Genomic DNA, 12,798 nt, shown 5'->3' with positions numbered 1-12,798 from the left:
ATCGTCGATCATTGAATAAATTCGTCGAAAGACGGAACAATAGAAGGCGGTCCATCGGGCCGCCTTTATTATTAATGCCGAACGACCGTCGCGCTTCGGAGCGCAGTGTCCCGATTCGGCAAGCAAAATCTCATGCAGCCTTGAAAGCGTCTCGGCAGCATAACTATATGGTTTATGCGGTTCGCGAGATGCCAAGCCAGCGGTTCGCCCGAGCTGCAATGCCCAGGATTGTCGAACTCACGCATGAATTTTGCTCGAAGGTGCAAGAAGTCGTATGATGGGCCTTGAAAAGGCAGCGGCTTTGTGGAATGTACGCCCCGGACGTAGGGGAGTAGCTCAGTTGGTAGAGCGGCGGTCTCCAAAACCGTAGGTCGCAGGTTCGAACCCTGTCTCCCCTGCCAACGCATAGTCTGCCGGTACACGATTGGATGGTGCACTGACAGATGTTTGGAAAGAAACAAATCCGGGGGCCTTGTGTTTTTCCGGAATCGGTTCTATGTAACATTAACAGACACGCGGTGCGTGGAGCTGAACAGTCAGCTTTACGGGCCGCAATGGTGTGGACAGATGGTGTTGCATTGATTGCAGCGCAGCATGTTTACAGCAACATGACACGCACGAGCGGTAAATGGCATCCAAAACGAGATCCAATAACTTTTTTTCAGCAAGTGCGCGCTGAAACCGCAAAGGTCACATGGCCTTCGCGTCGCGAAACGCTCATTTCCACCGCGATGGTGATGGTAATGGCGTTTTTTGCTGCGATCTTTTTCTTCGCAGCTGATCAGTTGATGGCGTACGGGATCGATCTCGTTCTCGGTCTTGGTCGTTAACGCAGGCTGACAAGAAAATCGGGATTGGGAATCAATAATGACCGCGCGCTGGTATATCGTTCACGCCTATTCGAATTTTGAAAAGAAGGTCGCAGAGTCGATCGAAGAAAAGGCAAGGCAGAAGGGTCTGTCTCACCTTTTCGAGAAGATTCTCGTGCCGACCGAAAAAGTCGTCGAAGTGCGCCGTGGCCGTAAGGTTGATGCGGAGCGCAAGTTCTTCCCGGGTTATGTTCTGGTTCGTGCTGATCTGACCGACGATGCCTATCACCTGATCAAGAACACGCCGAAGGTTACGGGCTTTCTCGGTTCGGACAACAAGCCAATCGCGATTTCCGATAAGGAAGCCGAGCGTATCCTGACCCAGGTCCAGGAGGGTGTCGAGCGTCCAAAGGCTTCGATCTCATTCGAGATCGGCGAAAGTGTTCGCGTTGCCGATGGTCCGTTCGCTTCGTTCAATGGCACTGTTCAAGAAGTCGACGAAGAGCGTTCGCGTCTCAAGGTGGAAGTTTCGATTTTCGGCCGCGCCACGCCGGTCGATCTGGAATTTGGTCAGGTCGAAAAGGTCTGACTATTTGGCGGCTCTTTGAGCTGCCCGCCACGTCAGTGGCGATCATGGTGGGAGGTGAAGCGGCCTTTAGCCGGGCCATCAAGCCGCACCACCAAACTGCAACCGCTGGTTTTCCGGCATAATGTAAAGGCAGAGAAGTTATGGCTAAGAAAGTAGCAGGCCAGCTCAAGCTGCAGGTTTCGGCAGGATCGGCAACGCCGTCCCCGCCGATCGGACCGGCACTTGGTCAGCGCGGCATCAACATCATGGAATTCTGCAAGGCCTTCAACGCGGCTACGCAGGAGCTGGAAAAGGGTTCGCCCATTCCGGTCGTGATTACGTATTATCAGGACAAGTCCTTCACGTTTGCGATGAAGACGCCGCCGGTGTCTTACTTCCTCAAGAAGGCTGCAAACCTGAAGTCCGGCTCGAAAGAGCCAGGCAAGGTTGTTGCCGGCAAGATCTCGCGCGACAAGGTCCGCGAAATCGCCGAGGCAAAGATGAAAGACCTGAATGCAGCGGACGTTGAAGCCGCCATGCGCATGGTCGAAGGTTCTGCCCGTTCGATGGGCCTGGAAGTGGTGGGCTGAGACGATGGCAAAACTTTCAAAGCGTGTAGCGAAGGTTCGTGAAGGCGTTGATCGCAACAAGCTCTATGATCTGACTTCGGCGATTGCCATGGTCAAGGAGCGTGCGGTTGCCAAGTTCGACGAGACGATCGAAGTTGCAATGAATCTCGGCGTTGATCCTCGCCATGCGGACCAGATGGTTCGCGGCGTTGTCAATCTTCCGAATGGTACGGGCCGTACGGTTCGCGTGGCTGTTTTTGCCCGCGGCGAGAAGGCCGAAGAAGCTAAGAAGGCCGGTGCCGATATCGTCGGTGCAGAGGATCTGTTCGAGATCGTCAATGGCGGTAAGATCGATTTCGATCGCTGCATTGCCACGCCGGACATGATGCCGCTCGTCGGCCGTCTCGGTAAAGTTCTCGGCCCGCGCGGCATGATGCCAAATCCGAAGGTTGGCACGGTTACGGCTGACGTTGCCGCTGCCGTCAAGGCTTCCAAGGGCGGTGCTGTCGAATTCCGCGTTGAGAAGGCCGGTATTGTTCATGCTGGCGTCGGCAAGGCATCCTTCGATGCCAAGGCTCTGGAAGAGAACATCAAGGCATTCGCTGATGCCGTCACCAAGGCAAAGCCAGCTGGCGCCAAGGGTGAATACGTCAAGCGTGTCGCGATTTCTTCGACGATGGGCGCTGGCGTCAAGATCGATCCATCAACCGTACGTCCTGCGTAACTGTTGATTGAAGTCTCAAGCCTAACCGTTTGAGATAAAAGAATTCCAGGCCTTTCGGGGCCTGGATAACCGGATGAAAGTCCGGTTATCCTGTCCGAGATTGCGGGTGGTTCGCCTTAATATCGCAAGAACCCGCATGAGACGTGGAACAACCAGGTTTTGAGGGCTTCGCCCAATGAACAAGGTTCGAACCGTAGTTGCCTTTCGCTTGCAGCCGATTTCGGCGAAGCAGGGGGGACAGGATCCTCAAGTGCTGTGTGGTTCCAGTTTCAAATTGGCTCCTTGCAGCAAAAGGCAACCCGGCAGGGGCGCAATCAAGCGTTTCTGTCAAATGGAGAGAGACAGTGGAAAAAGCGGAAAAGCGCGAATTCGTCGCGTGGCTGAATGGAGTCTTCAAGGACTCTGGTTCAGTTGTCGTGGCCCACTATACCGGTCTCACCGTTGCGCAGCTGAGCGATCTTCGCTCCAAGATGCGTGATGCTGGTGGCACCGTTAAAGTCGCGAAGAACCGCCTTGCCAAGATCGCTCTTCAGGGCACGGATTCGGAAGGCATCGCTGATCTGTTCACAGGTCAGACACTCGTTGCTTATTCCAACGATCCGATTACGGCACCAAAGATCGCCATCGAATTTGCCAAGGGTAACGACAAGCTCGTCATCCTCGGTGGCTCGATGGGAGCAACAACTCTCGACCCTGATGGGGTAAAGGCTCTTGCCGCACTTCCATCACTCGACGAGTTGCGCGCAAAGCTGGTTGGTATGATCCAGACACCGGCAACACGCATCGCTCAGATCGTCAACGCACCGGCAGGTCAGCTTGCCCGCGTTTTCGGCGCCTATGCCCGGAAGGACGAAGCGGCATAAGGCCGTTCTCGCTGTCACAATATATCGAACCTTGTAAAGGAATACCAAAATGACTGATCTCGCAAAGATCGTAGACGACCTGTCCAACCTGACCGTTCTCGAAGCTGCTGAACTTTCGAAGCTTCTTGAAGAGAAGTGGGGCGTTTCTGCCGCTGCTCCTGTTGCTGTTGCTGCTGCCGCTGGCGGTGGTGCAGCTGCTGCCGCAGTTGAAGAAAAGACTGAATTCGACGTCGTTCTGACCGAAGCCGGTGCTAACAAGATCAACGTGATCAAGGAAGTCCGCGCTATCACCGGTCTCGGCCTCAAGGAAGCCAAGGACCTCGTTGAAGCCGCTCCCAAGGCGGTCAAGGAAGCTGCTACCAAGGACGAAGCTGACAAGATCAAGGCACAGCTCGAAGCTGCTGGCGCCAAGGTCGAACTCAAGTAAGTCTTGCGTTATTGGCGGGCAGGGCAACCTGTCCGCCAACTTGCCCCTCCGGGGGTTCCGGTACTGAACCCTTTTCCTGACGGCAATTTCGATGCTTTCAGGAAACGGGTTTTGTCCCGTTCACGGGGCCGCAGAAGCGGTTTTAAGAAACAGGCCAGTTTCTGGCATAAAGACGAGGAGCGACGATGGCTCAGACCCATTCTTTCAATGGTCGTAGGCGCGTACGCAAGTTTTTCGGTAAGATTCCGGAAGTCGCAGAGATGCCGAACCTCATCGAGGTTCAGAAAGCTTCCTACGATCAGTTTCTGATGGTGGAAGAGCCCAAGGGCGGGCGTCTGGATGAAGGTCTGCAGGCGGTATTCAAGTCTGTCTTCCCGATTTCGGATTTCTCGGGTGCTTCCATGCTCGAATTCGTCAAGTACGAGTTCGAGGCTCCAAAATTCGACGTTGACGAATGCCGTCAGCGCGATTTGACCTATGCCGCGCCGCTCAAGGTGACGCTGCGCCTGATCGTGTTCGATATCGACGAGGATACGGGCGCGAAGTCAATCAAGGACATCAAGGAACAGGACGTTTACATGGGCGACATGCCGCTCATGACGGACAACGGCACGTTCATTGTTAACGGCACCGAACGTGTGATCGTATCGCAGATGCACCGTTCACCAGGTGTTTTCTTCGATCACGACAAGGGCAAGACGCATTCCTCAGGCAAGCTGTTGTTCGCCGCTCGCGTTATTCCTTACCGCGGTTCGTGGCTCGACATCGAAGTTCGACGCAAAGGATGTCGTCTATGCGCGTATCGATCGCCGCCGCAAGATTCCGGCGACGTCGCTGCTGATGGCGCTTGGCATGGACTCGGAAGAGATCCTGTCGACCTTCTATAACGCCATCACTTTCAGCCGTGATGGCGATACCTGGCGGATTCCTTTCTCTGTCGATCGTTTCAAGGGCTTCAAGGCCACGACGGACGTGATCGATGCGGATACCGGTGAAGTCATTCTTGAATCCGGCAAGAAGCTGACGGCACGCAGTGCAAAGCAGCTGGCAGAGAAGGGTCTCAAGTTCATCAAGGCGACGGAAGACGACCTGTTCGGCTCCTATCTTGCCGAAGACATCGTCAACTTCGAGACGGGTGAAGTCTATCTCGAAGCCGGCGACGAACTCGACGAGAAGACCCTCAAGGTTCTTCTCGACACGGGTGTTTCGGAGATCAATGTCCTCGATATCGATCACGTCAATATCGGACCGTACATCCGCAACACGCTCGCCGTGGACAAGAACGAAAGCCGTCAGGACGCGCTGTTCGACATCTACCGCGTGATGCGTCCGGGTGAACCGCCAACGATCGACTCGGCCGAAGCCATGTTCAAGTCGCTGTTCTTCGACTCAGAGCGTTATGATCTCTCGGCTGTTGGCCGCGTGAAGATGAACATGCGCCTTGATCTCGATGCGGAAGACACCGTTCGCATCCTGCGCAAGGAAGACATCCTTGCCGTGGTCAAGATGCTGGTCGATCTGCGCGACGGCCGTGGCGAAATCGACGACATCGACAATCTCGGCAACCGCCGTGTGCGCTCGGTCGGCGAATTGATGGAAAACCAGTACCGTGTCGGTCTGCTCCGCATGGAGCGCGCCATCAAGGAACGCATGTCGTCCATCGAAATCGACACTGTGATGCCGCAGGACCTGATCAATGCGAAGCCGGCAGCTGCTGCTGTCCGCGAATTCTTCGGTTCTTCGCAGCTGTCACAGTTCATGGATCAGACCAACCCGCTGTCTGAGATCACGCACAAGCGTCGTCTTTCGGCATTGGGACCTGGCGGCTTGACCCGTGAGCGTGCAGGCTTCGAGGTACGCGACGTTCATCCGACGCATTACGGCCGTATCTGCCCGATTGAAACGCCGGAAGGCCCAAATATTGGTCTGATCAACTCGCTCGCAACCTTTGCCCGCGTCAACAAGTACGGCTTCATCGAAAGCCCGTACCGCAAGATCGTGGACGGCAAGGTGACGGACGAAGTCGTCTATCTGTCGGCAATGGAAGAAGCCAAGTACCATGTGGCGCAGGCCAATGTGGAACTCGACGCTTCCGGCGCGTTCACGGACGAATTCGTTGTCTGCCGTCATGCGGGTGAAGTTCTGATGGCGCCGCGTGAAAACGTGGATCTGATGGACGTTTCGCCGAAGCAGCTTGTCTCGGTTGCCGCAGCGCTTATTCCGTTCCTGGAAAACGACGACGCCAACCGCGCCCTGATGGGCTCGAACATGCAGCGTCAGGCCGTTCCCCTGGTTCGTGCCGAAGCGCCGTTCGTCGGTACAGGCATGGAACCGGTTGTTGCTCGCGACTCCGGTGCCGCCATCGGCGCACGCCGTACAGGTATCGTCGACCAGGTCGATGCGACCCGTATCGTTATCCGTGCAACGGAAGATCTCGTTCCTGGCAAGTCAGGCGTCGATATCTATCGCCTGATGAAGTTCCAGCGCTCGAACCAGAACACCTGCATCAACCAGCGTCCGCTGGTTCGTGTTGGCGACCGGATCGAAAAGGGTGACATCATCGCCGACGGTCCTTCGACGGATCTGGGCGACCTGGCTCTCGGCCGTAACGTGCTCGTCGCGTTCATGCCGTGGAATGGCTACAACTACGAAGACTCCATCCTGCTTTCTGAAAAGATCGTTTCGGATGACGTCTTCACCTCGATCCATATCGAGGAGTTTGAAGTCATGGCCCGCGATACGAAGCTTGGACCGGAAGAAATCACGCGTGACATTCCGAACGTTTCGGAAGAAGCGCTGAAGAACCTGGATGAGGCTGGTATCGTCTATATCGGTGCCGAAGTTCAACCAGGCGATATCCTCGTTGGCAAGATCACACCGAAGGGCGAAAGCCCGATGACGCCGGAAGAGAAGCTTCTGCGTGCCATCTTCGGTGAAAAGGCTTCGGACGTGCGTGACACCTCGATGCGCATGCCGCCCGGGACTTACGGTACAGTTGTGGAAGTTCGCGTTTTCAATCGCCACGGCGTTGAGAAGGACGAACGCGCCATGGCAATCGAGCGCGAGGAAATCGAGCGTTTGGCCAAGGACCGCGACGACGAGCAGGCTATTCTGGACCGCAACGTCTATGGCCGTCTGGCCGATGTTCTCAATGGCAAGTCTGCCGTTGCCGGACCGAAGGCGTTCAAAAAGGGCACTGTTGTCACGCAGGACGTCATGGGCGAATACCCGCGTTCCCAGTGGTGGCAGTTTGCCGTCGAGGACGAGAAGATCCAGGGCGAAATCGAAGCTCTGCGCAACCAGTACGACGACTCCAAGAAACTGCTCGAGCAGCGTTTCATGGACAAGGTCGAGAAGGTCCAGCGCGGCGATGAGATGCCTCCAGGCGTCATGAAGATGGTCAAGGTCTTTGTCGCTGTGAAGCGCAAGATCCAGCCAGGCGACAAGATGGCTGGCCGTCACGGCAACAAGGGCGTTGTTTCGCGTATCGCCGCTGTTGAGGATATGCCGTTCCTGGAGGACGGAACGCATGTCGACATCGTGCTCAATCCGCTTGGCGTGCCGAGCCGCATGAATGTCGGGCAGATCCTTGAAACGCATCTGGGCTGGGCCTGCGCCGGAATGGGCAAGAAGATCGGGGAACTGATCGAAGCCTACAAGGCACAGCACGCACAGGGCAACGGCGACATTGGTCCGCTGCGGGCGACGATCGAGTCGATCATTCCGGACAATGACCGCAATGAGCCGGTTCGCAACTATGACGATGAGAGCATCGTTCGTCTTGGCGAGCAGATGAAGCGCGGCGTGTCGATCGCAACACCGGTGTTTGACGGTGCGCATGAGCCAGACATCAATGTGATGCTGGAACAGGCGGGCCTGAAGTCTTCGGGTCAGTCGACGCTCTATGACGGACGTACGGGTGAAACTTTCGATCGTCAGGTGACTGTCGGCTACATCTACATGCTGAAGCTGCACCACCTGGTGGACGACAAGATCCACGCCCGTTCGATCGGACCATACTCACTCGTTACGCAGCAGCCCCTGGGTGGTAAGGCCCAGTTCGGCGGCCAGCGCTTCGGTGAAATGGAGGTCTGGGCCCTTGAAGCATACGGTGCGGCTTACACGCTGCAGGAAATGCTTACGGTCAAGTCCGATGACGTCGCCGGTCGTACCAAGGTCTACGAAGCCATCGTCCGTGGTGACGACACATTCGAGGCCGGTATTCCGGAGAGCTTCAACGTTCTCGTCAAGGAAATGCGTTCGCTCGGCCTTAATGTCGAGCTGGACGATACGCGCCAGCAGGAGCAGCAACAGGCCCTGCCGGACGCTGCAGAGTAAGAAGGGAAGGGTGCGCAGTTCGCTGCGCACCCGACCAGTTTGTTTCGAGCCGCTGCAGAAGCGGCATTTGATCTAGATGGACCGCGGCGGCGGATATCCATCGCAAGCAGAGGGCACTTTCTGCCCCATGGAGAAACGGCATGAACCAAGAGGTCATGAATCTTTTCAATCCTCAGGTACCTGTGCAGGCATTCGATTCCATCCGGATTTCGATCGCCAGCCCTGAGAAGATTCTGTCCTGGTCATACGGAGAGATCAAGAAGCCGGAGACGATCAACTACCGCACCTTCAAGCCGGAGCGGGATGGTCTCTTCTGTGCTCGGATCTTCGGGCCGATCAAGGACTATGAATGCTTGTGCGGCAAGTACAAGCGCATGAAATACAAGGGTATCATCTGCGAAAAGTGCGGTGTGGAAGTCACACTGTCACGTGTTCGCCGTGAGCGCATGGGCCATATCGAACTCGCGGCCCCGGTTGCGCATATCTGGTTCCTGAAGTCGCTGCCCAGCCGTATCGGCACGTTGCTCGACATGACCCTCAAGGGCATCGAGCGCGTTCTCTATTTCGAGAACTACATCGTGACCGAGCCAGGCCTGACTGCCCTGAAGGAGCACCAGCTCCTTTCGGAAGAAGAATACATGATTGCCGTCGATGAGTACGGCGAGGACTCCTTCACCGCACTGATCGGTGCTGAAGCCATTCATGAACTTCTGGCATCGATGGATCTGGAAAAGATCGCTGGCGATCTGCGCGAAGAACTGGCGACAACGACGTCGGATCTGAAGCAGAAGAAGCTGATGAAACGTCTCAAGATCGTCGAAAACTTCCTGGAATCGGGTAATCGTCCGGAATGGATGATCATGAAGATCGTTCCGGTCATTCCGCCGGATCTGCGTCCTCTGGTTCCGCTGGATGGCGGCCGTTTCGCGACTTCCGATCTGAACGACCTCTATCGCCGCGTGATCAACCGCAACAACCGTCTGAAGCGCCTGATCGAACTGCGCGCTCCTGGCATCATCATCCGCAACGAGAAGCGCATGCTTCAGGAATCGGTCGATGCGTTGTTCGACAATGGCCGTCGCGGCCGTGTGATCACCGGTGCCAACAAGCGTCCGCTGAAGTCTCTGTCCGATATGCTCAAGGGCAAGCAGGGCCGTTTCCGTCAGAACCTGCTCGGCAAGCGCGTTGACTACTCAGGCCGCTCGGTCATCGTGACCGGTCCGGAGCTGAAACTGCACCAGTGCGGTCTGCCCAAGAAAATGGCGCTCGAACTGTTCAAGCCGTTCATCTATGCCCGGCTTGACGCCAAGGGTTATTCCTCGACTGTCAAGCAGGCGAAGAAGCTCGTTGAAAAGGAAAAGCCGGAAGTCTGGGATATTCTCGATGAGGTCATCCGCGAGCATCCGGTTCTCCTGAACCGTGCGCCGACGCTGCACCGTCTTGGTATCCAGGCATTCGAACCCACCCTGATCGAGGGCAAGGCAATCCAGCTGCATCCGCTCGTCTGTACCGCTTTCAATGCGGACTTCGACGGTGACCAGATGGCTGTTCACGTTCCGCTTTCTCTGGAAGCGCAGCTTGAAGCCCGCGTTCTGATGATGTCGACGAACAACATCCTGCATCCCGCGAACGGTCTGCCGGTTATCGTTCCGTCGCAGGACATGGTTCTCGGCCTTTACTATCTGTCGATCGTTGCGGCCAAGGAGCCGGGCGAAGGCATGGCTTTTGCCGATATGGGCGAACTTCACCATGCCATCGGCAGCGGTGCTGTGACCCTGCACACCAAGATCAAGGGCCGCTTCAAGAGCATTGATGCGGACGGTAAGCCGACCTCGAAGATCTTCGAGACGACGCCCGGCCGCATGATCATCGGTGAGCTTCTGCCCAAGCACCACAATGTGCCTTTCGACATTTGCAATCAGGAAATGACCAAGAAGAACATCTCCAAGATGATCGACACGGTCTATCGCCATTGCGGTCAGAAAGAGACGGTCATTTTCTGCGATCGCATCATGCAGCTCGGCTTCAGCCATGCCTGCCGCGCCGGTATTTCTTTCGGCAAGGACGATATGGTCATTCCGGAAACCAAGGCAAAGCTGGTTGCTGAAACCGAAGCTTTGGCGACGGAATACGAGCAGCAGTACAATGACGGCCTGATCACTCAGGGCGAGAAGTACAACAAGGTCGTTGACGCTTGGGGCAAGTGCACCGAGAAGGTCGCCGATGAAATGATGGCGCGCATCAAGGCCGTCGAGTTCGATCCTGTCACTGGCCGCCAGAAGCAGATGAACTCGATCTACATGATGTCGCACTCTGGTGCCCGTGGTTCGCCGAACCAGATGCGTCAGTTGGGCGGTATGCGCGGTCTGATGGCCAAGCCTTCCGGCGAAATCATCGAAACGCCGATCATTTCGAACTTCAAGGAAGGCCTGACCGTGAACGAGTACTTCAACTCGACCCACGGTGCCCGTAAGGGTCTCGCCGACACCGCTTTGAAGACGGCTAACTCCGGTTACCTGACACGCCGTCTTGTTGACGTCGCGCAGGATTGCATTGTCATCTCTGTGGATTGCGGCACGACGACGGGCCTCACCATGCAGCCGATCGTTGATGCGGGCCAGGTCGTTGCGACCCTCGGTCAGCGTGTTCTCGGCCGGACCGCACTCGAAGACATCCTGCATCCGGTGTCAGGAGACGTGCTTGTCACCGGTGGCAACATCATCGACGAGTTCGATGTCGATGCCATTGAAAAGGCTGGCGTTCAGTCGATCCGCATCCGTTCGGCCCTTACCTGTGAGACCCGTGGCGGCATCTGCGCCAAGTGCTACGGCCGCGATCTGGCCCGTGGTACTCCAGTGAACCAGGGTGAGGCTGTCGGCGTTATCGCTGCCCAGTCGATCGGTGAGCCAGGCACGCAGTTGACGATGCGCACGTTCCACCTTGGTGGTACGGCACAGGTGGTCGATCAGTCGTTCCTCGAAGCCAGCTATGAAGGCACCGTGCAGATCCGCAACCGCAATGTGGTGCGTAACTCTGATGGCCATCTGGTCGTCATGGGCCGCAACATGGCCGTCGTCATCCTCGATGCGACCGGCAAGGAACGCGCTACACACCGCGTCACCTACGGTTCGCGCATCTATGTCGATGACGGCGATAACGTTAAGCGCGGCCAGCGTGTAGCCGAATGGGATCCGTACACTCGTCCGGTCATGACGGAAGTCGAAGGTCATGTCGAATTCGAAGACATGGTCGATGGTCTTTCGGTTACGGAAACGACGGACGAGATCCACCGGTATCACCAAGCGCGTGGTCATCGACTGGCGCTCGACTCCGCGTGGTTCGGATCTGAAGCCTGCTATCGTCGTCAAGGACAAGGCCGGCAAGGTTCTGAAACTGGCAAAGGGCGGCGATGCACGCTTCCAGCTGTCCGTGGAATCGATCCTTTCGGTCGAGCCCGGTTCACATGTGAAGGCGGGTGACGTTCTTGCCCGTATTCCGATGGAAAGCGCCAAGACCAAGGACATCACCGGTGGTCTGCCGCGCGTTGCGGAACTGTTCGAGGCCCGCCGTCCGAAGGATCACGCGATCATCGCCGAAATCGATGGTACGGTTCGTTTCGGCCGCGACTACAAGAACAAGCGCCGCATCGTCATCGAACCGAACGACGAGACGCTTGAACCTGTCGAATATCTGATCCCCAAGGGCAAGCCTTTCCATCTTCAGGACGGCGATGCCATTGAAAAGGGCGATTATATTCTCGATGGAAACCCGGCACCGCACGACATCCTGGCCATCAAGGGCGTGGAGGCTCTGGCTTCATACCTCGTCAACGAGATCCAGGAAGTCTATCGTCTGCAGGGCGTTCTGATCAACGACAAGCACATCGAAGTGATTGTTCGTCAGATGCTGCAGAAGGTCGAGATTACCGAGTCGGGTGATACCGGGTTCATCCCTGGCGACCACGTCGACCGGATTGAGCTGGACGAAATTAATGAGCGTCTTGAAGAGGATGGCAAGAAGCCAGGCTACGGCACTCCGGTGCTGCTCGGCATCACCAAGGCCTCGCTCCAGACGCCGTCGTTCATCTCGGCAGCGTCCTTCCAGGAAACAACACGCGTCCTTACGGAAGCGGCTGTTGCCGGCAAGATGGATGCTCTGCAGGGCCTGAAGGAAAACGTCATCGTTGGACGTCTCATCCCGGCAGGTACCGGCGGCACGGTCAAGCAGATCCGCCGCATTGCCGGTGCCCGCGATGAATTGATCATCGACGAACGGCGCAAGGAGTCGGGTGCAACAGCCGCCAAGGCAGGCCCGATGCTGACGGACATGACAGGCCAGCCGGCCGAATAAACCGGTTCCTGTAACAATGAACAAGGCCGCCCCGGGGAGATCCGGGACGGCCTTGTCTGTTTCAAGATTCAACCGAACGCACCAGAATTGCTCGTTGTAGTAGAGAATATTGGGTCAGATTCGCCGATTGTTGGGTAAGAACCGGCCAAG

6 protein-coding genes, 1 tRNA gene and 2 pseudogenes are annotated in these 12,798 nt (G+C 56.5%); all 9 read left to right on the top strand.

What is annotated here, in order from left to right:
- Positions 1 to 325 precede the first annotated feature (325 nt).
- The 9 genes and pseudogenes from N8E89_RS16960 (at position 326) to rpoC (ending at position 12,648) form a co-directional block, all read left to right on the top strand.
- Positions 326 to 401: transfer RNA gene (locus N8E89_RS16960), tRNA-Trp, on the top strand.
- A gap of 207 nt (positions 402 to 608) precedes the next feature.
- Positions 609 to 830 carry a preprotein translocase subunit SecE gene (secE, locus tag N8E89_RS16955; RefSeq protein WP_262261941.1) on the top strand — a complete coding sequence of 74 codons (222 nt, stop codon included), beginning with the start codon at positions 609 to 611 and terminating at the stop codon, positions 828 to 830.
- A gap of 37 nt (positions 831 to 867) precedes the next feature.
- Positions 868 to 1,398 carry a transcription termination/antitermination protein NusG gene (gene nusG, locus N8E89_RS16950; protein ID WP_027229726.1) on the top strand — a complete coding sequence of 177 codons (531 nt, stop codon included), beginning with the start codon at positions 868 to 870 and terminating at the stop codon, positions 1,396 to 1,398.
- Between the two features lie 140 nt (positions 1,399 to 1,538).
- The gene (gene rplK, locus N8E89_RS16945) at positions 1,539 to 1,967 is read left to right on the top strand and encodes a 50S ribosomal protein L11 (protein WP_106663205.1); all 429 of its coding nucleotides are present in this window, start codon (positions 1,539 to 1,541) and stop codon (positions 1,965 to 1,967) included.
- 4 nt (positions 1,968 to 1,971) lie between these two features.
- Positions 1,972 to 2,670, top strand: a complete 699-nt coding sequence (gene rplA, locus N8E89_RS16940) for a 50S ribosomal protein L1 (RefSeq protein WP_106663206.1) — start codon at positions 1,972 to 1,974, stop codon at positions 2,668 to 2,670.
- Between the two features lie 344 nt (positions 2,671 to 3,014).
- A complete protein-coding gene (gene rplJ, locus N8E89_RS16935) occupies positions 3,015 to 3,533 on the top strand; it encodes a 50S ribosomal protein L10 (RefSeq protein ID WP_106663207.1) in 519 nt (172 codons plus the stop codon).
- A gap of 49 nt (positions 3,534 to 3,582) precedes the next feature.
- Complete coding sequence (rplL, locus tag N8E89_RS16930; RefSeq protein WP_099999172.1) at positions 3,583 to 3,960, top strand: 50S ribosomal protein L7/L12; 378 nt, start codon at positions 3,583 to 3,585, stop codon at positions 3,958 to 3,960.
- Between the two features lie 185 nt (positions 3,961 to 4,145).
- Positions 4,146 to 8,298: pseudogene (rpoB, locus tag N8E89_RS16925) on the top strand (DNA-directed RNA polymerase subunit beta).
- Positions 8,299 to 8,438: 140 nt separating this feature from the next.
- Positions 8,439 to 12,648 (top strand): annotated as a pseudogene (rpoC, locus tag N8E89_RS16920) (DNA-directed RNA polymerase subunit beta').
- The last annotated feature ends 150 nt before the right edge of the window (positions 12,649 to 12,798 follow it).

Source organism: Phyllobacterium sp. A18/5-2, from assembly GCF_025452215.1.
Classification (GTDB): domain Bacteria; phylum Pseudomonadota; class Alphaproteobacteria; order Rhizobiales; family Rhizobiaceae; genus Phyllobacterium; species Phyllobacterium sophorae.
Note: the sequence above shows the minus strand (reverse complement) of the source record. Positions and strands in the feature narration are given on the sequence as shown.